Annotated in this window: 17 protein-coding genes; 13 read left to right on the top strand and 4 right to left on the bottom strand. The window is 55.4% G+C overall.

Annotation, left to right across the window (positions count from 1 at the left end; translation table 11 throughout):
• Window positions 1-52: 52 nt before the first annotated feature.
• The 4 genes from K239x_RS18010 (at window position 53) to K239x_RS17995 (ending at window position 4,973) form a co-directional block, all read left to right on the top strand.
• Window positions 53-1,921: a DnaA/Hda family protein gene (locus K239x_RS18010; protein WP_145419597.1), complete on the top strand. Its 1,869-nt coding sequence runs from the start codon at window positions 53-55 to the stop codon at window positions 1,919-1,921.
• Between the two features lie 305 nt (window positions 1,922-2,226).
• Entirely contained in the window at window positions 2,227-3,666 is a 1,440-nt protein-coding gene (gene dnaB / locus K239x_RS18005; protein ID WP_145419596.1) for a replicative DNA helicase, read from the top strand.
• Between the two features lie 182 nt (window positions 3,667-3,848).
• On the top strand, window positions 3,849-4,187 hold the full coding sequence (locus tag K239x_RS18000; RefSeq protein WP_145419595.1) for a recombinase family protein: 339 nt from the start codon (window positions 3,849-3,851) through the stop codon (window positions 4,185-4,187).
• Window positions 4,188-4,475: 288 nt separating this feature from the next.
• Window positions 4,476-4,973, top strand: coding sequence for a transposase (locus K239x_RS17995; RefSeq protein WP_473163593.1), 498 nt, complete (start codon window positions 4,476-4,478; stop codon window positions 4,971-4,973).
• 876 nt (window positions 4,974-5,849) lie between these two features.
• Here the strand turns inward: K239x_RS17995 and K239x_RS28780 are convergent.
• Window positions 5,850-6,152, bottom strand: coding sequence for a hypothetical protein (locus K239x_RS28780; protein WP_419189119.1), 303 nt, complete (start codon window positions 6,150-6,152; stop codon window positions 5,850-5,852).
• A gap of 267 nt (window positions 6,153-6,419) precedes the next feature.
• Between K239x_RS28780 and K239x_RS17990 the strand changes: the two genes are divergently transcribed.
• The 7 genes from K239x_RS17990 to K239x_RS17960 all read left to right on the top strand — a co-directional run bounded on the left by K239x_RS17990 (window position 6,420) and on the right by K239x_RS17960 (window position 17,705).
• Complete coding sequence (locus K239x_RS17990; protein WP_419189118.1) at window positions 6,420-8,027, top strand: CRTAC1 family protein; 1,608 nt, start codon at window positions 6,420-6,422, stop codon at window positions 8,025-8,027.
• 437 nt (window positions 8,028-8,464) lie between these two features.
• Window positions 8,465-9,592, top strand: a complete 1,128-nt coding sequence (locus K239x_RS17985) for a patatin-like phospholipase family protein (protein WP_145419593.1) — start codon at window positions 8,465-8,467, stop codon at window positions 9,590-9,592.
• Between the two features lie 318 nt (window positions 9,593-9,910).
• A complete protein-coding gene (locus tag K239x_RS17980; protein WP_145419592.1) occupies window positions 9,911-10,228 on the top strand; it encodes a co-chaperone GroES in 318 nt (105 codons plus the stop codon).
• 87 nt (window positions 10,229-10,315) lie between these two features.
• Window positions 10,316-11,932 (top strand): chaperonin GroEL, encoded by a 1,617-nt coding sequence (groL, locus tag K239x_RS17975; RefSeq protein ID WP_145419591.1) that lies wholly within the window; start codon window positions 10,316-10,318, stop codon window positions 11,930-11,932.
• Between the two features lie 558 nt (window positions 11,933-12,490).
• Window positions 12,491-14,575, top strand: a complete 2,085-nt coding sequence (locus tag K239x_RS17970) for an efflux RND transporter periplasmic adaptor subunit (RefSeq protein ID WP_145419590.1) — start codon at window positions 12,491-12,493, stop codon at window positions 14,573-14,575.
• Window positions 14,575-16,815 (top strand): efflux RND transporter periplasmic adaptor subunit, encoded by a 2,241-nt coding sequence (locus K239x_RS17965; protein ID WP_419189117.1) that lies wholly within the window; start codon window positions 14,575-14,577, stop codon window positions 16,813-16,815. Before K239x_RS17970 ends, K239x_RS17965 begins: the two co-directional genes overlap by 1 nt.
• A 338-nt stretch (window positions 16,816-17,153) precedes the next feature.
• Window positions 17,154-17,705, top strand: a complete 552-nt coding sequence (locus K239x_RS17960) for a hypothetical protein (protein WP_419189116.1) — start codon at window positions 17,154-17,156, stop codon at window positions 17,703-17,705.
• A 30-nt stretch (window positions 17,706-17,735) separates the two neighbouring features.
• Here the strand turns inward: K239x_RS17960 and K239x_RS17955 are convergent, their stop codons facing one another.
• Entirely contained in the window at window positions 17,736-18,575 is an 840-nt protein-coding gene (locus K239x_RS17955; protein ID WP_145419587.1) for a phytanoyl-CoA dioxygenase family protein, read from the bottom strand.
• A 79-nt stretch (window positions 18,576-18,654) separates the two neighbouring features.
• Window positions 18,655-19,905, bottom strand: coding sequence for a 3-hydroxyacyl-CoA dehydrogenase family protein (locus K239x_RS17950; protein ID WP_145419586.1), 1,251 nt, complete (start codon window positions 19,903-19,905; stop codon window positions 18,655-18,657).
• A 20-nt stretch (window positions 19,906-19,925) separates the two neighbouring features.
• Between K239x_RS17950 and K239x_RS17945 the strand changes: the two genes are divergently transcribed.
• Window positions 19,926-20,978 carry an alkaline phosphatase D family protein gene (locus K239x_RS17945; RefSeq protein ID WP_145419585.1) on the top strand — a complete coding sequence of 351 codons (1,053 nt, stop codon included), beginning with the start codon at window positions 19,926-19,928 and terminating at the stop codon, window positions 20,976-20,978.
• 110 nt (window positions 20,979-21,088) lie between these two features.
• The gene (gene pepN, locus K239x_RS17940) at window positions 21,089-23,716 is read left to right on the top strand and encodes an aminopeptidase N (protein WP_145419584.1); all 2,628 of its coding nucleotides are present in this window, start codon (window positions 21,089-21,091) and stop codon (window positions 23,714-23,716) included.
• Window positions 23,717-23,750: 34 nt separating this feature from the next.
• Here the strand turns inward: pepN and K239x_RS17935 are convergent, their stop codons facing one another.
• Entirely contained in the window at window positions 23,751-24,131 is a 381-nt protein-coding gene (locus K239x_RS17935) for a hypothetical protein (protein ID WP_145419583.1), read from the bottom strand.
• Window positions 24,132-24,267: the final 136 nt, after the last annotated feature.

Raw genomic sequence — 24,267 nt, 5'->3', positions numbered from 1 at the left:
CATCGGTTCAATGTTCACGCGAATATCCATGATGGAGGATTGCGCTTAGAGTATGTCTGCTTCGCACGGCTGCAACGATGACAAGGCTGTCATCGAACTTTTCAAGGAGGCGTTGAAGCAGCGAGTAGGACAAGAGGTCTATCAGGCCTGGTTTGCCGATGGCGTATTCTTTGAGCTTTGCGAAAACACGGTCGATGCCCCCAAGGTGATCGGCGGCCCAAACGCGGAAGCCGCTCCGACGCGAGTCACTCAGTCGGCGATCGTCGCGAAAGTTCGCGGGCAGTTTGCTTTGGATCGATTGAGTCGAAATTACACGCGAGAACTTCGCGGTGCCGCGATGCAAGCGTTCGGCCGAGCGATGGAAGTGCAGCTGCGGCTTGCCGATCCGCCACAACAGGTGCAACTGCCGATCGACGATTTGTCGACTGAGGCATTGCCTGATAATGCCGAATCAGAAACGGGGCGAATTACTAGCCGCCAAAACCATTCCGCTTCGGACGGTGATGGTCCTGCCGACGCCGGCCAGCCCGGCGGTCACGCGACAAACATTTCAAACCAAAGACGGACTCGCGCCGCGACGCCATCGGAAACTCGTCGACGAAAGTCGAGCCCACGCGGTGGTGAATCGATCGCTTCGCTGGTTCAACAGAGCCAGTCGCAGAACTACCAAAGTGGCAAAGCAAAAAACAAAAGCACGCGATCGCGACGGCGCAAGCCAAATCTGAACGCCGTTTCATTGACACAGCCGACGCTTCCGAACCTGCCCGCTAACGAACTAAAGCAGTCGGCAGCAACCGCGAATGCAAAAACAGACGCTTCGCATTCCAAAGTCAGCGGCAAAGACGAAGGCAACGCCGAGAAACAATCGGCAGCCAATTCGGCGCAGCAGCGAATGACGCTGGAGACGTTTGTCGGTGGAAAGTGCAATCAGCTCGCTCGCACGGCCGCTCAATTGGTCTGCGAAAATCCGCAAGCAGGATCACCGCTGTTTGTTTCGGGGCCTCCGGGCGTTGGCAAAACTCACCTGATGTTTGCGATTTCGCATTTTCTGCGTCGCCATCATCGGATGCGACGGGTGATGCACTTGTCGGCAGAGAAGTTTACCAACGATTTTATTCGCTGCGTTTCCAGTGGCACGCTGACATCGTTTCGTTCGCTTTACCGTGACATCGATGCGTTCATTTTGGACGATGTGCAGTTTCTGGGGGCGAAGAAGGCCACGCTGCGGGAGATGCTTTACACGGTCGAAAGTTTGATGGACCGTGGCAAGACGTTGATCTTTGCAGCGACCCACTCGCCAAACGAAATCTCGGGCCTGACTCAGGAATTGTCGGGACGTTTGTCGTCAGGACTGGTTTGCACGATGCAGACATTGGACACGGCGACTCGCGAGACGTTGCTGAGGCAAAGTATCGACGAAAAATGCTTGTTCCCTTGGCCGGAAGAAACGATTCGCGAAATCAGTCAAACGTTGCCCGGCGACGGTCGCCGGATCGGAGGTTTCGTCAATTTGATCAGCGTGCTTCAACGCATGTATGACCGAATGCCAACCACTGCGGAGATTCAAGAATTCGGTGGCGACCAGCTTCGCAGCGACAAACCGTTTGTGACGATGGCAAAAATCGAACGTGCTGTCGCGCAGACTTTCCAATTAGACAACGACGCGCTAAAATCCAAATCGCAAGCACGCACGACGACGGAGCCGCGCATGTTGGCGATGTATTTGTCGCGTGAATTGACGCCCGCCGCGTTTGCCGAAATCGGCCGATATTACGGTGGTCGCAGCCACAGTGCGGCCATCTTGGCTCGTCGCCGCGTGGAAACTTGGCTAGCATCAGGAAAATCAGTCGGTCGCGGATCAGCATCGCTGACGGCTCGCGACGCCTTGGACCGGATCGAGAGCCTGTTGCGAAGTGGCTGAGTTGGACGCGGCAGCGACAGACGCCCTAGCTGCCGGTAGCCAGCTGCCTGTAGCCAAATGCTGATGACCTGGGTAACGGGCAGCCATTTGGCAGCCGATTTGGCAGTCGGCAGCGGTTGCGTTGGATGGTGAGATGGGGCCTTTCAGTCCTCCGAATTGGCCTGTTTTACGCCGTGTGGCTTGTTTCCCTGCTTGTGGTCGCCCAAGTAATTTCCATTAGCGGTTGCATGCCTACGCTCGCGGCGGCAGATTAACGCTTGCCCGCTCTTTCAACTTTCCGAGCTTTCAACGACGGACCGATTACCTTGATCGCTGACGACGACTCCTTCAAGAAACGCAAAAAGAAACAACCCTCCGCCGCGGAGGTGCTGTCGCGGCAACCGCCGTTTGACTTGGAAGCCGAAATGGGATTGATCGGCAGCGTCCTGTTGATGCCCGAAGTCTCCGACGATATCTCGCAGTTGCGTCCGGACGACTTTTATGACGATGCAAATCGCATCATCTTTTCGCACCTTAAAGAGATGCACGATACAGGGCAAAAGATCGACATCACACTGCTCGGGTCCCGCCTGCGAACGTCGAGCGAGTATGACAAGATCGGCGGTGCGGCTTACCTGGCCAAGCTTTCCGGTGCGGTCGCCAATGCGGCTCACGCGGTCTACTACTCCGGCATCATCATCGAAAAAGGCGTCTATCGCCGGCTGATCGAATCTAGCACCGAGATTCTTCGTGATGCGTACGACCAGACCAGTGAAGCTCGCGAGTTATGTGCGCAAGCGGAACAAAAAGTGTTTGCGATCATGGATGGTCGTTCCACGCAAAGCGTGCACAGCATCAGCGATGTGTTGCACCAAGCGATGGATCGGATGGATGCGCGAATGCGAGGTGAAGTGACCGATGGCGGTGTGGAGACGGGCCTGAAGGACTTTGACGAAATGACCGGCGGAATGCACAACGGCGAGTTGATCATTTTGGCTGCTCGGCCGTCGATGGGCAAAACCGCTTTGGCAATGAACATGGCCGAACACGCCGCCATCGAAGAACGCGCTCCGACGCTGTTCGTGTCGTTGGAAATGTCCGGCATCGAATTGGCCGACCGGATGTTGTGTTCGCTGGCCCGAGTCAACGGTCACCGACTGCGTAACGGGACGATTAGTAGTGACGACCATACCCGGCTGATCAACAAAGCCAACGAAATCAGCGAAGCGCCGCTGTTCGTGGACGATTCCCCCAGCCGGACGGTGAGCGAGATCGCTGCGGCAGCCCGTCGGATCAAACGGCGAGAAGGCGATTTGGGACTGATCGTGATCGATTACTTGCAGTTGATCGAACCCGACAATTCGCGTGATCCACGTCAGGAACAAGTTGCCAAGATCGCACGTCGATTGAAGGGACTGGCGCGAGAACTGGAGGTCCCCATGCTGTGTCTGTCACAGCTCAATCGTCAGGCTGAAGACAGCAAGGATCACCGACCCAAACTGAGTCACCTGCGAGAATCCGGAGCGATCGAGCAGGATGCGGACGTGGTGATGTTTGTTCACCGAGAGGAGTACTACCACCGCGGTGAAGAACGAGCACAGTTTGCTGGGCAAGCCGAGATCATCATCTCCAAACAGCGTAACGGCCCGGTTGGTGACGTCATGCTGACCTGGGAAGCGGATTTCACCAAGTTCAGTACGCGAGCACCGGATCGTCACAACGAATTCGACGACTACGCCGAATTCAGCAGCCCCGGCGGATTTTAGTTTTAGTAGCGTTTTCGTTCTTAAGGTGTAGCAGGCTAGCGAGCATCACGCTGCGAGGAGAATCAAAGAGCTGTACACAAGCCGCTTGGACAATGATCCAACGCTATCTTCATGGGCGAGGTTAAGACGGTGGTGGTGTGGCGGCTCGATGGTCTTGCCCGCAACCACCGCGATGAGTCAATTTGCTCGCTGATTGGTGCGAGCAGGGGCTACGGCCCGTTAGCGTCACGCAAGCGACGGACATCAGCGGCACACAGGGCCGAGTGTTCGCGGGTTTGTTGATGGGCCTTGCTGAAATGGAACTGGACGCGATCAAAGAGCGTCAGGCCATTGGTATCGCTGCCGCAATGAAGCGGGGCGTCTATGTCGACGGCAGGCCGATGGGATCAACCAAAGCGACCTCACCACCAAAATCCAAAACCGGCCAAACCCGCAAACCGGCCAAACCCGCAAACCGGGACCTCAAGCCGCCACCCCGAACAAAACCACCTAAATCCGTCACCAACACTGGCTGGTTCTAACCCGCAAACTGACAAACTAAACACTGCCCACGGGTCACGGCGACAGTGTATCTGAGTGGTGCTTCCCCACGAGCCACAGCGAGAAAGAAGGAAGAGAGTAATAGAAGGACGCAGGAAAGGGGTCACACGCAAAAAAGGGGGCAGGCCTCTTTTCTGACAGCTAGTAAGGTAATTGCTGCATTTCGGCTTCTTGTCCTTACTGGAGAAATGCGATGCCCCGTGCTCCTCGCGCTGATGAAGCGGGTGGTCTTTACCATGCCCTGATACCGTGGAAATCTTCGCGCAACTATCTTCCACAAACACGAGGACTTCGCGGCGTTTGAACGCATCCTTGGCGAGGCTCTTGAGATCCACGATGTCGAGTTGTTCAGCTACGTGTTGATGCCCAACCATTACCACTTGGTGCTTCGGCCCCTGGCCGATGGCGAAATGAGTCGGTTCATGGCCTGGGTCGGAGGTACTCACACGATGCGATACCACGCTCACTATCACACCGGCGGCATGGGGCACGTGTACCAGCAGCGTTACAAAAGCTTTCCGATCCAGGACGACGAGCATTTCCTGACAGTATGCCGGTACGTTGAACGCAACGCTTTGCGAGCTGGCTTGGTCAAGCACGCGGAGGATTGGCTGTGGTGCTCTTTGTGGCGGTGGCTGCAAGCGAGGCCCCCACAACTCAGTCTTCTATCCTCATGGCCGATCTCGCGACAATCCAACTGGAAAGCAAAGGTGAATCAGGCCCTAGGCGACAAGGAACTCGAAGCCGTCCGCCGTAGTGCACAGTGAGGTCGACCGCTGGGGAATGAAGGCTGGGTCGAGTCGATCGCCAGACGCCTCAACCTAGAGTCGACCATGAGGCCTCGCGGCCGTCCGAAGATAGTATTACCTCGGGAGAAAGCCAGAAAAGAGGCCTGACCCCTTTTGTGCTCCCGCAGCGTGGTCGACCGCTGGGGGATGAAGGCTGGGTCGAGTCGATCGCCAGACGCCTCAACCTAGAGTCGACCATGAGGCCTCGCGGCCGTCCGAAGCTACGATTACCTCGGGAGAAAGCCAGAAAAGAGGCCTGACCCCTTTTGTGCTCCAAGGAACTCGAAGCCGTCCGCCGCAGTGCGCAGCGTGGTCGACCGCTGGGGGATGAAGGCTGGGTCGAGTCGATCGCCAGACGCCTCAACCTAGAGTCGACCATGAGACCTCGCGGCCGTCCAAAGCTGCGATTACCTCGGGAGAAAGAGGCCTGACCCCTTTTGTGCTTGACCCCTTTTGTGCTTTCGACAGCATATGAGTATTTGGTAGCGGCCGACGGCAAATGATCCGGGCTTGCTGTTGATAACCAGACGACAATTGCTTGGCCTGCGTTTCCAGCCGTCCGAATTTCGCCTAAGCTGGAATACAGTCGTCCACGCTCCTTTGGAGCCCACAGGCGTTATGATCAACGGTACGGCCTTTCGGGAGGATGGTTTGCCGTCTCCGTTGATCTTCGAGCCAAATGAGAAGTAGGCGACGGTGCGATCCAATATCGTCAACGAGTTTTCATTCATTGAGATCCAAATGAGTAATCATCATTGTATAGAACGTCACCGTGATGGACTTGCCTGTCTGTCGACGCTCGCCCTGGTGGTCGTAGGCATTCTGTTTTCTGGCTGTTCATCCGAGCCACCAACTCTAGAAACGAAACGAAACGAAACGAAACGAAACGAAACGAAACGGCAGAGCTTTAAAACCAATGGTGAGTTGGTAGCTGCGTCTCCAATAGACGGGCACAAAGCGATGGTTGGTTTGTTGCAGCAGGTCAATCGCTACATGAAACAACGCAGTCCGGTTCTGAGCGATGCGCCATTGGCCGTCTTCCAACAGCAGATAGAAGCTTCTATCGGGCGGCGTGAACTGCGAGGCGTCTTTGACGCCGAAGTTGGGATTGGCCGACATCACACGAAAATGGGACGCTGCGACGAGGCGTTGGAACACTTGACGAAGGCTGTTGAAATGCTGCCTGAAATACGAGAGACACATCCTGACTTCTTTTCACCTCAACAAGAGGGAACACTCTTGTTCTTGACGGGAGTTGCGGCAGTTCGGAAAGGCGAGAACGAAAACTGCGTCCACTGCTCCAACGGTGAAGGGTGCTTATTTCCGATCTCCGGGAAAGGGATCCACACCAATAAGTCTGGTTCAGAATTGGCAATTAAGTACTTTAAGCGGTGCCTGGATTTGGACCCAACGAATCTGCGTGCAGTGTGGTTACTTAACGTTGCGGCGATGACCGTTGGGAGACCGACCGAAGCTGTTCCAGAGAAGTTCCGGCTTCCCGATGCACGGTTTCAATCCAGAACGGATTTTCCGAAGTTTTTAAACGTCGCCACTGATTTAAATGTCGATACATTTTCATTGGCGGGCGGTGCGGTCGCAGATGATTTTGATGGTGATCATTGGATAGATATTGCCGTGTCGAATTGGGACACGGATGGTCAATTGGAGTTTTTTCGCAACAAAGGTGATGGAACGTTTGAACGGAAAACAGCAGAGGCGAATCTGCTTGGAATTACAGGTGGCCTAAACATAAATCAGGCGGACTATGACAACGATGGTGATTTAGACCTCTTTGTCATGCGCGGTGGATGGCTCGGTCCCAACGGCACGTTTCCGAATTCACTGCTTCAGAATGATGGCAACGGCAGGTTTCACGATGTGACATTCGAAGTCGGTTTGGGGGAACCGTTCCTTCCAACGCAGTCATCCGCCTGGGCGGACTATGACAACGATGGCGACCTGGATTTGTACGTCGGCAATGAGGGCGCCCCGAACCAATTGTTCCAGAATAGCAGCGGCAAGTTCCGTGACATCGCACGGGAGGCAGGGGTGAATGACCCGTCAATGTCAAAGGGAGTCGCCTGGGGGGATGTCAACGGCGATGATCTTCCAGATATCTATGTGTCAAATTTGGGCGAACCAAACCGTCTGTACATCAACCAAGGTGGCGGAATTTTCGTCGACCAATCAGGCGCGAATGGTGTTGATGAACCAACTCAGGGTTTTCCGACTTGGTTCTGGGACTATGACAACGATGGACACTTAGACCTGTATGCATCCAGCTTTGAACAAGGCGTGGAACACATCGCAGCGGACTACCTCGGGCGAGGTCCGAAGCGAAGTGTCGATGCACACTACCGCGGCGACGGCAAGGGAGGCTTCAAGAACGTCACCGACTCACTTGGTTTGGCGGTGACAACGCAGCCAATGGGATGCAATTTTGGCGACTTGGACAATGATGGCTTCTTGGACTTCTATCTGGGCACCGGCTATCCAGCGGTCGAGGGCATTATGCCCAATCTGATGTTCCGAAATGTCGGTGGCAAACGATTTGAAGACGTATCAACCGCTGGAGGATTTGGTCATCTTCAGAAAGGGCACGGGATAGCGTTCGCGGACTTTGATAACGACGGCGACCAGGATGTGCTCGCCGAACTTGGCGGCTGGTTTGCTGCCGATGGTTTCCAAAACGCGCTGTTCGAGAATCCAGGCTTCGAGTCGAACTGGATCAAGATTATTCTTGAGGGCGAAGAGAGCAATCGATTTGGTGTGGGAGCAAGGATTTGCCTTACAGTTGCTGACGCCGAAAACGAACGCAAGATATACCGCACAGTCGGCTATGGCAGTAGCTTCGGTGGAAACCCGCTGCGACAAGAAATCGGTGTGGGTGCCGCCGCTGAGATCAAAACAATAGAAGTCCATTGGGCGAAGACCGGCAAGACACAACGGTTTTCAAACATCGCAATCAATCAAATAATCGTGATCAGAGAATCAGAACAAGCTGTCCGAACCCCTAAGATTCCCAGGTCTTGATGCCCCGTGGCGTTGAGCGAAGTTTCACGCTGTTGTGGCATGAAGATTAGTGCCTCAACGTCCGATAAGTAGACCTTGTGTTGAATCGCCAAAGCGGTAGGTCAAATGTCGCGCCGCTTTGGTGCTGTCCACGTCAATCCTATTCTCCGTAGTGACCCTATTGAACTCGGTATCGTCGGGCCTCCAGCCCAACCGAACCGCCTGTCCGAGACGGATCGTCGCTACGCGGAATGTTGAGTATCGCCGTCTGGGCAGTGCTTGCTTTCATGCCACAGCAAGTGAGCTAGAGTCGGCAATTGAGATTGCGTTGCAGCTCCTGTCGCTCAGCCAATGCTGCTATTTCATGCTGAATAAATCGGTCTTTCGCAATTGGCCTCGGCTTTGGTGAAGTACACGCGACGAAAAATCGCTATTCCGCTCGCACTTTGACCAAGCCCATGAAAATCGCGCTCGCCTTCTCGGGCGGCGGCGTCCGCGCCACCGTCTTTCACTTGGGCGTGCTCGCGCGACTAGCTCGGCAAGACTTGATGGGCAATGTGAAAGTTGTCTCCAGTGTTTCGGGCGGCAGTCTGGCGTCCGGGCTGGTTGTGTCATACGCCGGAAATCGTTGGCCCAGCAGTTCGCAGTATCTGCACGAAATTGTCCCGCGAATCCACGAGGTGTTGACGAAGCGAAATTTGCAATCGATGTACACACTGAAATCCCTGATGTTTCCCTGGCGACTTGCTTCAGGACGCGCGGCCGTTTTAGGGGACGAACTGGAAAATCAATGGAACATAAGCGGTAAGCTGGCGGACCTGCCGATTTCGCCGCGTCTGATTATCAACGCAACCTGTTACGAAACGGGAAAGAACTGGCGCTTCTATCGCGATTCGATGGGCGACTACCAAACCAAATACGTCATTGATCCCGATTTTTGTTTGTCGCATGCGCTGGCCGCGTCGGCGGCAGTGCCGGGTTTGATAGGACCGCTGATCGTCAAATCACGCCGCTTTCAATGGAGCGAGTTTCGCGACGGTGGATGGGCCGAAATCGATCCGAAATACAAACGGCTGCACCTTTGGGACGGCGGCGTCTACGACAACCTGGGCGTCGAGTCACTTTTCAAGCCAAGCATCGGGCTTTGTGACGATGCGGATTTCCTGATCGTCTGCGATGCATCGCGGCCCTTGGCCAAGCAAACACGTGGTACAAAATGGACGCCCGGATACCTGAAAGCTTCGATGCGACTGGTAGACGTCGCGACCGATCAAGTCCGCAGTCTGCGAGCGAGAATGTTGGTCGACCATTTCAAGCAAAACCCTGGCACGGGCGCCTATCTGCGGTTGGGAATGAAAAGCAAGCACGATCATCGCCGCCGTTATGCCGCTGGCGAAGCTCCGATGACCGAAACCGACGTCCAGCAAGCCGCGCAGATGGAAACGACACTGCGGCGTATGACGCACGGCGAATTCAGCCTGCTATTTCGCCACGGCTATCAGGTCGCTGATGCAACGCTTTCGACGTATTGCCGCGACGCCCTGGAGAGGCTGCCCAGCGACGAAGTGCTCTTCCGAGCGGCGTAGATTGCGTAAACGGCGTAGAACGCGGCAAACGGCGATGGGGATTTGGGAAAGCCGCGTTGCTGCGGGGCCTGCCATTTTGTTCTGCCCATTTTGTTCGGCCTGCCCCCTGTTTGAAACGGCCTGGATCGCGGAAGATACCGCCGTCAAACGACTTAGGGAAAACTTTTGCTTTACGGCACGCTGATTGCTGTGTAGGCGGCCCTAACTAGTTTACTGCCATCGGTGCGCACTCGACTGATTCGAGCAAGTCGCCCAACTGGCAGTCATATCGAACAAACCCCAATCATTTCTTTCCTGTATCGAAAAGGTGTCACGGCGATGGCAACTGCCACGAAGAAGAAGTCAAAAGTTCGTTTGCAACCCATGGGCGAGCGAATCGTGGTTCAACGCGAAGAGAGCGAGACCACGACCGCAGGCGGCATCGTTCTGCCTGATTCGGCTCAAGAAAAGCCAGCTCGCGGAACCGTCGTTGCCATCGGCAGCGGCAAAATCCTCGATGACGGCTCACGCAGCCAAAGCCAGCTGAAAGAAGGCGATAACGTCTTGTTCAGCGGTTACGCCGGCGAAACGGTCGAAATCGACAACGTCGAATACCTCCTGATGCGTGAAGAAGACGTTCTGGCTGTTCTCGAGTAAACCGCTCGCCAGTTAGTCAGTCTGTCAGACCGGCTGCGTCTCTCGCTCTCCGAAACAAATTCACACGAACCCAAAATAGAATCACTTATGTCAAAGATCATTGCTTTTGACCAAGAAGCCCGCGAAGCAATTCGCCGTGGTGTCAGCAAATTGGCCCGCACCGTCAAGGTCACGCTTGGCCCTAAAGGTCGCAACGTCATTCTTCAGAAAAGCTTCGGCAGCCCTACCGTCACGAAAGACGGCGTGACGGTTGCGAAAGAAATCGACTTGGAAGACGTCTTCGAGAACATGGGCGCTCGCATGGTTCGCGAAGTCGCCAGCAAGACCAGCGACGTGGCCGGTGACGGTACCACGACTGCAACGGTCATGGCCGAAGCGATCTTCAACGAAGGCCTGAAAGCTGTCGTTGCAGGCGTCAACCCAATTCAAATGAAAGCCGGTATCGAAGCGGCTGTCGCTGACATCACCGAAAAACTTCATGGCATGGCCACCAAGGTCAAAGACCAAGAAGCGATGGCCAACGTCGCAACAATCGCCAGCAACAACGACCGCGAAATCGGTGACTTGTTGGCTGACGCGATGAGCAAAGTCGGCAAAGACGGCGTCATCACGGTCGACGAAGGCAAAAGTCTTCAGACCGAACAAGAGTGGGTCGAGGGCATGCAGTTTGATCGCGGCTACCTGTCGCCTTACTTCGTGACCGATTCGGCCAGCATGGAAGCCGTGCTGGAAGACGCTTACGTCTTGGTCTTCGAGAAGAAGATCAGCCAAATCAAAGACATGGTGCCAATGCTGGAAAAAGTTGTTCAGCAAGGCAAGCCATTGTTGATCATCGCCGAAGACGTCGATGGTGAAGCACTAGCTACTTTGGTCATCAACCGCTTGCGTGGCACATTCAACGTTGTTGCCGTGAAAGCTCCTGGCTACGGCGATCGCCGCAAAGCCATGATGGAAGACATCGCAATCTTGACCGGTGGCCAAGCAATCTTCGAAGCACTCGGCATCAAGCTAGAGAGCGTCGACTTGCCACAACTCGGTCGCGCCAAGAAAGTCATCGTCGACAAAGACAACACGACGATCATCGAAGGTGGCGGCAAGAGTGCTGACATCAAGGCTCGCATCGACCAAATCCGTCGCGAGATCGCAAATAGCTCCAGCGACTACGACAGCGAAAAGCTAGAAGAGCGTTTGGCAAAGTTGGCCGGTGGTGTTGCCAAGGTCAATGTCGGTGCTGCGACCGAAAGCGAAATGAAAGAAAAGAAGGCTCGTGTCGAAGACGCACTGCACGCGACTCGTGCTGCTGTCGAAGAAGGCATCCTTCCTGGCGGCGGCGTGGCTCTGCTGCGTTGTGCTGGTAGCGTCAAGCCAAGCAGCGAGCTGAGCGAAGATCAATTGGTCGGCTACAACATCGTTCTGCGTGCTTGCCGTGCTCCGCTTCACATGATCAGCGAAAACGCTGGCCAAGATGGCGGCATCGTCTGCGAGAAAGTTCTCGCAATGAAAGGCAACGGCGGCTACAACGCTTTGACTGACGAGTACGAAGACCTGGTCAAAGCTGGCGTCATCGACCCAACTAAAGTGACCCGCACAGCTCTTGGCAATGCAGCCAGCGTTTCGACGTTGTTGCTGACCAGCGACGCTCTTGTCGCTGACCGGCCAAAAGATGGCAAGAAAGGTCACGGCGGCGACCACGACATGTATTAGGCCGACAACTCGGCCTGATCGATGAAGATTCAAAAGACGGCCTAGCGAGAAATCGCTGGGCCGTTTTTTTATTGGTTGCGGGTAAACACAGCAAAACCCGGGACATCCTGACTTGAGTTGCCAATTGCGGCGGCCATCCGTCGTGACCAAGGCATGCTCCGAAGCCGCAGAGAGGGCACCGGGTAAGCACAGGGCAAGCGCCGAGAGGGCGCCGAGAGGGCCGAAAAGCGTTCAAAAGTCCTTGTTATCGCTTTTCAAGCCTTCTAAGATTCAAACATCGCTAATCCGCAAATTCGCCCCAGACCGACCAGATGGTTGGGGGTGGGGGTTTCGGAACACCGATGCGTCGTTTCGGATCTCCACATTGACCGAGGGCGATTAACATCAAGGCGAACCTATTCTTAACAACCAATTCGGGCCACAGGTCTGGTGAATTCGTCTTCGACACACACACCTGAGAACGCGTCCGGCGCGGGCGAGAAAACAACTGCCGGCTCTGCTGGTATAGATCAAAGGGTCTCCCTGTGCGCATCAGAAACTTCCACACGCGCTGAGTTCTTGCAGCGGCTTGCGGCGGAGATTTCCAAGGACTTTGACGTTGCGATTGTCGCTGTCGAATCGTCTGTTTGGTCCGGTCCGATGATGCTGGTCAACAGCGATGATCTGGCAGAAAAAATCAGCCGGGAATCAATCCGTCAGCTCCTCGCTAGTGCGGCAGTCGTGCCGATTGCTTGCGACGTGGATTTAGAAATTCCAGCCGATTCGGGCATCGACCGGACCCGTGCCCTGCGTGTTCAGCTGTCCGACGCACCTCGCCGCAGTTCGGTCTTGTTGATCTACGATGCGGACGCGCAGCCATCGCCTTCGGATCAATTGCATGCTCTCAGATTACTGAGCGAGTACACCGTTTCGGTCCGCCGAGTGATCGACCAGTTGGCTGGTGACGGTGCCACGCAATCTTTGACGCTGGATTCCCAGTCCATCGATGCGACATCGGCTGCGTTGCGTTCGCGTCATGCTCTGTCGCAATTTCACGCTGATTTGGATTTGGATGGCACGGCGTATCGAATTGCCAATGAATCGCGCCGACTGCTCGGTTGCGATCGCACAACGGTGCTGCTCAAGCGTGGTAGCCGTTACCGCGTCACCGCAATCAGCGGCGTCGCTGTGGTGGACGCACGCAGTAACAGTGTCAAAGCGGCCGAAGACTTGGCGCAGCGTGCCAGTGTCATGTCGCGTCCGATGCAACTGCCATCAGACGATCCGTTGCCACCGCAAATCCAAGAACCACTCGACACCTATCTGGATCAAACCGGAGTCAGCACCACCGTCATCTTGCCGCTGCACGCTCCCGACCAATCGGATCCTTCCGACGGGATCGACAGCACCATGGCGTGCACGCTGGAAGGTAATGGCGACATCATCGCAATGATGATGCTGGAGTACTTCTCTGGCGAACCATCCAAAACCATGGGGCAAACGACCGCATTGGTTGCCAGCGAAGCCATGTATTCGCTGCGAAATTCGATGGAGCATCGCAATGTCTTTGGTCTGAAGCTTTGGAAATCAGTGGGCAGCGTTGTTCATTCCGGAAAAATGCCGCTAGTGACGCTCGCTGGCGGCGCGATTCTTTGCTTGTTCTTGCTTTCGCTGTTTGTCAAAGTGGATCACCACGTGATCGCAACCGGCAGCGCCGAACCGACGATCCAACGGCAAGTCTTCGCATCGATCGACGGCGTCGTCAAAGAAATCCATGCGACCGACGGACAGGTTGTCGCCCAAGGTGACCCGTTGTTGACGCTCGAAAACGCGGACTTGGAAAGCCGCGCAGAGTCGCTTGCCGGCGAGTTGCAAACAGCGGGCAAACGTCTGACGTCGATTTTGGCGATGCGACTGAGTGCCGATACGGACCCGGCTCAGGCTGGTCGTTTGGCGTTAGAAGAACGGCAGCTTCGCAGTGAAATCCAAAATCTAAAATCGCAGCAAGATTTGGTCAAATTGCAACAAGACGAGCTGATCGTACGCAGTCCCATCGACGGGACAGTGGTCGGCTGGCAACTCAATCAGCGACTCAGCGACCGACCCATTAGCCGCGGCAATTTGTTGATGCGAATCGTCGATCACACTGGCAAATGGTCCTTGCGGTTGAATGTTCCCGACGACAATGCCGGTCCGGTTTTGGAAGCTCTTGAGCACAGCGACGCGCTGCCGATTCACTTTGCCATTGCGACGGACCCGAACGGTTCCTTTGACGCTCGGCTGGTCAGCATCGCGACGGCGGCACGCTTGGACGAAACGGGCCAACACGTGATCGATGCCGTGGCAGATGTCCGCACCGGACATTCACGCACCGGAGATGTAAACGCGGGAAACAATTCGCAGGGGAAGGGATCCACGGGGAACAAAACGCAATCGCACGACACCGACGATTCGCGTCAAGCACAAGCTCCTTCGCTGGCAGGACCGACCACGATTGCTCTGCCTCAGGGCGAAAGCAATCGAGAGATTTTCGATCCAGCAAACGTACGCGTCGGCGCGGATGTGACGGCGAGAATCAGCTGCGGAAAGCGTTCGATTCTTCGCAGTTGGTTTAGCGACGCCTTTGACTTTGTCGACCGCAACGTCCTTTTCTACTTTCGCTAGTGAACCTCCCCACCAAACCCCTTCCCGAACGACCGGCCCGACTGGGGCCGACGCCTCATGGTGCGCTAGCCGTGCGTTGTCGCGCCGACCTAGTGTCAGTCGAAACGCGTCACAAGCGAGAATCGGCGGTTGTGGTCAAGGATCCCATCGCGCTGAAATATCACCGCATGCGACCCGATGAGTACTTTGTGCTGGGGCTGCTGGACGGCAGTCGTTCGCTGGAGGAAATCCGTTTGGCGTACGAGGACAAGTACGCGCCGACGCGTGTCACCCAGGCTCAGATCAATCAGCTCTTGTTTCGGTTTCATCAGAGTGGGCTGACCATTTCCGATGCGATGATGCAAGGCGATCGTCTGCAAGAACGTCGCATCAAAGAACGGCACGAAAAATGGATGCAGTACATCAGCGGCGTGCTCTTCATCCGTTTTCCGGGGGTCGACCCCGAACCGCTGCTGCGACGCTTGTACCCCGTCGTTCGGCCTTTTTTGACCCGGATTGGTGTCGCGTTTGGACTGTGTCTCTGTTTTGCCGCGGCAATCGTCTTTGTCGGCCAGTGGGATCGTTTCGCCAACGAATTTCCGCAGATCAGCCAATGGCTACGCTTTGAATCGCTGATGCTGTTGGCGATAGTGATCGGTGGGACCAAAGTCTTGCACGAACTGGGCCACGCGATCATTTGCAAACACTTTGGCGGTGAATGCCATCAGATTGGCCCAATGCTGCTGGTGTTTACGCCAGCACTGTACTGCGACACATCCGATTCGTGGATGCTGCCCAACCGCTACCAGCGTGCTGCCGTGGGAGCAGCGGGAATTGCAATCGAGGTGCTGCTGGCCGCCGTCGCAACGTTTGTTTGGGCATCGACAGCGCCCGGACTGACGCACTCGATTGCCATGAACGTCATGCTGGTTTGTAGCGTCAGCACGTTGATGTTCAATGCCAACCCGCTATTGCGTTACGACGGCTATTACGTGCTGTCGGATCTGTGCGATGTACCCAACTTGGGCGAACGGTCGCGGCGTTTACTCACTTCGTTTTCGTCAAGAATCTTGTTTGGCATCGACGAACGCGATTCGGATCCCAACCCGTCGGGATCAACGTTCTGGCTTTCGATTTACGCCGTCACTTCGTTTGTCTATCGCTGGGGGCTGACGCTCCTGATTCTCTGGTTTGTTTCCCTGATTCTGCGTCCCTACGGACTGGAATCGATCGGTCGACTGTTGTGCGTGTTTGCAACGGTCGGATTACTTGTCACATTGTTTCGAGCACCGGTGCGGTTCTTGCGCAACCCGGCTCGACGGAGGTTGATTCGCATGAATCGCGTCGCAGTCACTCTTAGTCTTGCCGCCGTTCTGCTAGCCGCGGCTTGCTGGCCGATTCCATCTGGCGTCAACGCACCTGCGCGAATTGTTCCGCGCAGCGAGAGCCCGGTTTACATCGCGACGGCAGGCCAGTTGGCATCATTGCACGTGCAACTTGGTCAGCGAGTCGACGAAGGAGATGAAATCGCGACGCTGATTAACCGCGATACCGAACTGCAATACTTACAAGCCAAAGGTCGTTATAAAACGCAGGAACAAGTCGTTGATTCGATTCGCCGCAGCCAATTCGATCATCCCGAAGCCGCCAACGAACTGCCTGGCGCGGAATCGTTGCTAGAAGAGTTTTCAAAACAATTGCAGACGCGCAAATCACGTTACGAGGCTTTGACATTACGAGCGCCGGCATCCGGCAAGCTGATTGCCGCGCCGCGTCGACCCAAGCAACGGGCCGACGCTCGCGCGATCGAACACCAGTTGGTTAGCTGGTCTGGGTACCCGACCGATGCCGAAAACCATCGCTGTTATCTGGAATCCGGATCGGAACTGATGAGTGTCGCGACCAGCGACGACTGGGACGCAGAGATCACGCTGGAGCAAGAGCAGGTTCAGCGGATTGCGGTGGGGAATCCCGTGAAATTGGTGCTCGAAGCGATGCCTTCTGTCACACTGACTGGCGAAGTCACAGACATTTCGCGATCGCAGTATCAGTCGGACCAAAATGCACAGCGCCGTGACGACCCCAGTGCTGCTCAGAACACAGGGCCGCCCTCCACTTCGTATGTGATTCGGGTTCAGCTAGCGTCTGGCGATCGCCATCTGATGACCGGTGCCGTCGCCAGCACGCGAATCCAAGCCCAGTCGATTTCGCTGATCGGGCGAGCAAAACGACTGCTAAACAGCATCTTCCGGTTCCGCTAAGCCAAATCTATCGTCTCCCGGATTTTGAGCCAGCCAGCCAACCACGGTCTGTCTTGCTTTCGTTGCCAAAGGGTTGGGGAAATGACTCTTTGAAACTGGGACAACTGTTAGCGGAACGGCGCGAGCCGTCCAGTGCTTCGACGGCGGAATGGCTGGCGACATTCCGCTAAAAGACAGACTTCCTGTCATCAAAAGGTGATTGGCCCTGACATGATGAGCCCCTCTGTTGGATATGTTCGGGCGAGCCTGCTATAGTTTGCCGATTGTTTTCTGCGATTCAGGCGACTCTAGCGGGGTAACGGCAATTGATTTTGGTGCTCTATATCGGCTGCATTGCCTTGATGGCTCTGATTGCGGTGATCGCGATCCCTGCCGACATACGGGCCCTGATCCAGGAGAACTGCAAGAATTCAAAAGGCCGCTACCGAATGCGATACGCCTGGAGAGAGCTCAAGTCGTTGGCTGGTCTGTACGCGCAAATTTTGTTTGTCGCTTCGATGTTGGCTTTCACTGTAGGCTTCGGGCTGATCGTTTTGGATCGCTACGTCAAACTGGAGATCATCGGCTCTGCCTTTGCGCAAGCGGATTGGAGCTGGGGGCAGTGGGAAGAAAACCTGCGTTCCGGCCCCAACAACGTCGAGAAAGAATTCACGCAGCAGCACGTCGCCCAAGGTGGTACGAAGGACTCTGCCGTGATGATCATGAAATTCTTGTGGAAAGCAGTGCCAGTTCTGATGCTGGTCTGCTTTGCCATGTTGATGCTGTCGGTGCGGCTAACGTCCAAGGTTTTCAACAACGCTTTGCAGTTGCTGGTCAAAACAGAAGTCGAACGCAATCGTCGACGCACCCAACGTCGTTACCTTCGATCGACGTCTCACTCAAGTGCCTAGCCTTGGGGGCTTTCGATTCGCCAACATCGCCTAGCGGCCGGAGTCTTTTAAGCTCTTCGCACTCCGATCACCCGAATCTAAATCTTCGTACTCGACACGAGCGCGGTTCGATTCGTCTCGCCCGACTTGCAACACCATCGCATCATCGACTTTGTGCAGTTTGGTGTAAGCCGGATGGTGCGACTCTTTGAAGGGTTGATTCCTTTTTGCGTTGTAGCAGCAGATCAACGCCCATCGCGAGTGTTCCGATTCATTCGCTGCGCTGCAATGCAAAAGATTGGGGTGAAAGAACAACGCGTCCCCGGGTTTCAATTCACAGTACACCCGTTCGCAGACCTTGGCCGCCGCATCGACGACTGCGCGATCCGCGCCAGCCTGATCGCCAGTCAGCACGTGATTGACTCGCCCCATTTTATGGGAGCCGCGCAGCACTTGCAGGCAACCGTTCTGCCGGGTGGCTTCGTCCACGGCGATCATCACGCTACATAGATCGGGAAAGAGCAGCCCGTTTTGATACCAGTAGCCGTAATCCTGATGCCATGCCCACGCGCCACCGACCTTGGCATCCTTCAAAATCATTTTGCTGTGGTAATGATAAGCCTCGTCGCAGAGCAACTCTTCGACTCGATCGACCATGCGTCGACAGCGTGCGACCATTCCATAAATGCCGTCGCCAGGATGATTCCAAAGCGATAGTCGCACGCTGTGCCCCGTGCCATCGTCGCGCGACGACGCTGCTTGATCCAGCCGCCTGTCATTGGTTGCCGTCTCGCCAAGCAAGCCAATCTCTTCATTGGTAAACAGCTCGCGGATCAGCACAAAACCGTCACGCTGGTAGTCATCCATCTGCTCTGAACTAAGCAACGGCATCGCGGTTCTCCTAGGAAATTTGGCCGTGTACGGTGCAATCCAGCTTGCGCGATTGCTGCATCATGCACTCTTTTGCGCACTACTCAGTCGACACTCCGTGCGACAGTGCCTCGGACGGTCGCTGCTTTTCTAGCCGCGTCATCAGTGGTTCCGGAGCTTGCATCGAAGCGAATTGATCGGACCATTTGCTGATCGCTTTGCGGATCGCCGAGCCACCGAATAAATCAAAAAAGTCCAACCAGAGTTGGTCTTGGCGAAACCCTAGTCCGCCCTGCATTGCGACATTGAAATCTGCTGTCGATGATGAAGCTTGATCCCGGTACGCAAGGGCCGCTTCGATCCACATCGGAACGGCCAGCAATTCTACTAACTCACTATCGGTCGCTTCAATTGGATCGACCGAATACTCCGCCACGATTTGTTGGGCGACATCGCCAAGCGATTCGCTCCGGACGCCGTCGTGGTAGTCGTAAAGGCCCGCTCCGTCGTGCCGGCCCAGTCGCTTCTTTTTGATCAACCGTGGCACCACCAGCGATGGATCCAACCGGGATGGGAAAGCCTGCCAAAAACAGCGGCCAGCATTAAGCATTGTCCGCGTGCCGATGTAGTCAATCAATTCTAGAGGCGAAAGTGGCATGCCGTATCGCAACGCTGCTTGTTCGATCCGTTCCGCCGAGATGCCTCGTGTCAGTAGCAGCAGTGCTTGATTCAAGTAAGGTGAAAGCAGCCGATTGACGACGAATCCGGGGGTGTCGGCGACGACTAATGGTGACTTGTTCAAACGCTGAACGTGTTTCTGGCAAGCCGCAACTGTTTTGCCATCCGTGTCCAACGACCGCACAATTTCGACGGCGGGACGTTGGTCGACGGGCATGAAAAAGTGCATTCCGCAGACGCGTTGCGGGTGACGAAGTCCCGTCGCGATCGATGCGATTTGCAGTGTCGATGTGTTGCTGCACAGGATCGCGCTGTCCCCGAAAATGCGTTCGGCATCGCGAAAGAAAGCTTGCTTGATATCCAAACGTTCGGCGATCGATTCGACAACGATTCTAGGGTGGGCCGATGATTGGGTTTTTTGGTCGCCTTTTACGGCTTCATTGCCTATTACGGCGACGGTGAGATTGCCATCGTCGATCGTGGTCCAGGTGATCGGCGTCTGCGGCCAATCCGTCGCGATTTCGTCAACGGACTGTTGAAGCGACGCCGCGTTCTGGTCCGTAATGCCAACGGCAATATTCGACGCAACGTGCGCTTTGATGATCGCGCGACCAACTACGCCAGTACCGACCAAGAAAGTGTTGGGGAGTCGTTGCGGATCCAGGGCATTCATCGGCGCAGTATACTCGTGAGATGCAATACAAAACAATCAAGCTATGGGCCGTTCTTGCGGTGGCACTCTGCCACACGTCACAGGTAGCGGGCGAAGAACAGCAAGGCAAGCAGCGACCGATTTCTCGCGTCGTTTTCGGATCGTGTATCAAGCAAGATCAGCCCACGCCGATTTTTTTTACGATGCATGCTGCGCGTCCCGATTTGCTGCTGTTCACAGGTGACAATATTTACGCTGACACCAATGACATGTCTGTCCTGCGAACAAAGTACGAAAAACTGGCCGCGAATCCTGACTTTCGTCGCTTGCGTCAGTCATGCCCTGTTCGAGCGACTTGGGATGATCATGATTTCGGAATCAACGACGGGGGAGCTGATTTTGCAGAGCGGTCTGATTCGCAGAAAGAGTTTGTGCGGTTCTGGGACTTGCCCGCTCAGTCACCCATCCGCCAACGACCCGGAGTGTACGACGTGTCTGTTTTTGGGCCTGCGGGGAAACGTACGCAGGTCATCATGCTGGACACTCGCTACTTTCGGTCCAAGCTAAAAGCAGGCAAACCGCGTGTCGGCGGACGCTATGTGCCTGACGATGATGATCGAAAAACGATGCTGGGCGCCGATCAATGGAAATGGTTGGCAGAGCAACTACGGCAGCCGGCGGAGGTACGCTTGATCGTTTCTAGCATTCAATTCGCGGCTTCATCAGCCGGGCAAGAGTGTTGGGCAAACCTGCCTGGCGAGCGTCAGCGGCTGATCGACTTGATCCGATCGACGGAGGCCAAAGGTGTGGTGTTGATGAGTGGTGACCGGCATTGGTCCGAATTTTCCGCGATTACACAGGACGTGCCGTACCCCATTTACGACGTTACCTGCAGCAGTCTGAACCAATTGCACAAACGCGGTACGCCGACTGAGAACGCATTTCGAGTCAGCGAAACCACGTACCACCGCGAAAATTTCGGTGTGTTGACGATCGCCTGGGACGAAAGTGACCCTGCGATTCAGATCAGCATTCGCGACATTGAAGGCACGCCGCGAATCGAAAAAGATCTTCGTTTAAGCGAACTTCAGTAGCCGTCACCACGAAGGCTTCCGTTTGCAAACACTCGGCTACTTTCTGTTTTCGTCACCGCGCGTTTAAATGGTGACGGCCATCCACTCACTCACTCCGCAAGAGAAATCCGTTGAGCGACACCGAAACCATGCAAGTCGTTTACCGCAGCGACTATCGACCGCCGACGTTCTGGATCGACCATGTGGAATTGGAGTTTGATCTGGATCCGCACAATGCCATTGTCACTACCAAAATCACGGTGCGGCGAAATACAGACCAGCCATCCAGGACGTTGGAGTTGGTCGGAGAACAACTGAAGCTGCTGTCCGTTAGCGTCGATGGTGTTGCGCTGAATGACGACGAATACACAGCATCGAGCGACTTGCTAGTGCTGAATGATCTACCGGCCCGATGCGAGGTGCAGACCAAAGTCGCGATCTCACCGGTCACCAACAAGGCGCTCTCGGGGCTTTACCAGACCTCGGGCAACTTTTGCACGCAGTGTGAAGCCGTTGGCTTTCGCCGCATCACATATTTCTTGGATCGTCCCGACGTCATGGCGCGGTACCAAGTCACCATCCGCGGCGACAAGTCGACTTGCCCGGTGATGCTTTCCAACGGAAACCGGATCGCATCGCAAGACTTGGGCGACGGACGGCACGAAGTGGTTTGGGAGGACCCGCATGTCAAACCCTGTTATCTCTTTGCACTGGTAGCGGGCAATTTGAAATGCCATCGCGGTTCGTTTACGACAGCCAGCGGTCGCGACGTGGCGCTGGAAATCTGGGTCGAACCGCAAAACATCGACAAGTGCCAGCACGCGCTCGTTTCGCTCCAAAAGTCGATGAAATGGGACGAAGATGTCTTTGGGCTGGAGTACGACCTGGACGTCTACATGATTGTTGCGGTCAACGATTTCAACATGGGAGCGATGGAGAATAAAGGCCTCAATGTTTTCAACTCCAAGTACGTGTTGGCATCGCCCGAAACCGCGACCGACGACGACTATTTGTTGATCGAAGCCGTCATTGCGCACGAGTACTTTCACAACTGGACTGGCAATCGCGTGACGTGCCGCGACTGGTTTCAGCTGACACTCAAAGAAGGTCTGACGGTTTTTCGTGATGAACAGTTCACCGCTGATCAAACTTCTGCGGCTGTAAAGCGGATCGATGACGTCGCGGGACTTCGGGCCGGCCAATTTGCTGAAGACAGCGGTCCGATGGCGCACCCGATTCGCCCCGAGTCGTACATTTCGATGGACAACTTTTATACTTCGACCGTCTATCGCAAAGGCGCGCAGATCATTCGCATGTACCACACACTGTTGGGGCAGGATGGTTTTCGGCGCGGCATGGATTTGTACTTTCGGCGTCACGATGGCTGTGCTGTGACGTGCGACGATTTTCGACAAGCGATGGCGGATGCCAATGACACCAACTTTGATCTTTTTGATCGATGGTACTCGCAAGCCGGCACCCCGGAGCTGTTCGTCACGTCCGCCTGGGACGAATCCGCTGGACGATTGACACTTTCGATGCGGCAAAGCTATCCCGACCTAGCCGGTGATCTGCCAGGTACCAAGGATCGCAAGCCGGTGCCTTTGCCGATTCGGGTGGGGCTGTTGGATGCCGAATCGGGAGCCGAGCTTTCGCAGTACAACGACGTCCTCTTGCTGGAAACCGAATCCGCCGACTTCCAATTTGAAGGGCTTGATCGCCAGCCGATTGCCTCGGTACTACGCGATTTCTCTGCTCCAGTCCGGTTGCGGATGCAGCGTAGCGACGATGAACTGGCGTTTTTGATGGCGCACGATACCGATGCATTCAATCGTTGGGATGCGGGGCAAACCTTGGCGACCGGCATGCTGTTGAAAATGGCACAGCAGGCTGCCGATGGCCAGCCTTTGGACGAACCCAAGCTCTTTAGCGATGCCTTTGCCAAAATACTGACCGACGACTCGGTTGATGAAGCCTTCAAGGCACTTGCCATCACGTTGCCCCGCGAATCTGTGTTGGGGCAGGAAATGGATGTGATCGATCCCGACGCAATCCACACGGCGCGAGAGTTCTTTCGCCGCAGTGTTGCCGGGTCGCACCGAGATCAGTTGACGGCTTTGCACCAATCGCTCGCGGCCGACGGCCCCTACAGCAATGATCAGCAATCGATCAATCGCCGACGATTAAAGAACGTTGTGCTGGCCTATCTCGTGTCGCTCGATACTCCCGAGACCGATCAGATTGCCGCGGATCAATTTAGCGGCGCTGACAACATGACCGATCAGCAGGCAGCGCTCGCGATTTTGGCCAACTCCAATGCAGAACAACGCATCGCCGCGCTGGACGAATTCCATCGTCGGTACCACGGCGATCCACTGGTGCTGGACAAATGGTTTGCCGTTCAGGCATCTTCGTCACGTGCGGGCGCATTGAGCGAAGTCCGACGACTATCGGGGCACTCTGGTTTTACGATCGACAATCCCAATCGCGTTCGATCGCTGCTGGGTGTTTTTTCGGTCAACCAGTCTGTCTTTCATCAGGCGGATGGCAAAGGTTACGAACTGCTGGGTGACTACGTCCTGTTGATCCAATCCGGCAACCCGCAACTTGCATCGCGGCTTGTCAGTGCGTTCAATAGCTACCGACGTTTTGATACGGGCCGGCAAGAATTGATGCTTCGGCAGCTGAAACGAATCGCTTCGGAACCCAATTTGTGCAAGGACGTTCACGAAATCGTTCAGCGAGCGTTGAAGTTTTGACCGCGTGGGCCGGTGGCCTAGCGGTTCGTCGATTCTACGCAAAACGCTCGTACAGGAATTCGACGGACGTCAGATAGACTTCTTCCAGTTCGTTGGCGTGGATCAAATTGCAGTTGCAAATCCGCGACACGACCAAGCGAGTCATGTCGTCTTCAAGCGACAGAACCGCCATTTCGTAGTCCGCTTTTCGAGGACTTAGGAAAGCCAGTCCGCCGCGACTGACGTCACGCGTGATGGCAAAGAATTCTCGGCCCAGTTCGGATTGCAGCGGCGAGAGTGGTTGCACCACGATCCCCACTGACTTTGGCACACGCCGGTCACGCCGCCGTTCAGCGCCGCGATATTTGCGTCGAGACGCCTTCAGAAACAAAGTGGACCCGGCAGTCGAAGCAGCCAGGGTAGGATGAATGCGCATGCGATTTCACCACCTTCAAGAACGAGCACGAATAGCAGATGAGAAGAAATGTCACTGAGTCAATGCTCAATGCTGTCTCTTGGTTCGCCCCCGCGTGCCATTAGAAACCTATCTCGACTTGTTCGATCAGGTCGGC

Origin of the sequence: Stieleria marina, assembly GCA_007741555.1 — a bacterium.
Lineage (GTDB): Bacteria > Planctomycetota > Planctomycetia > Pirellulales > Pirellulaceae > K23-9.
This window is presented reverse-complemented; position numbering and strand designations above follow the sequence as displayed.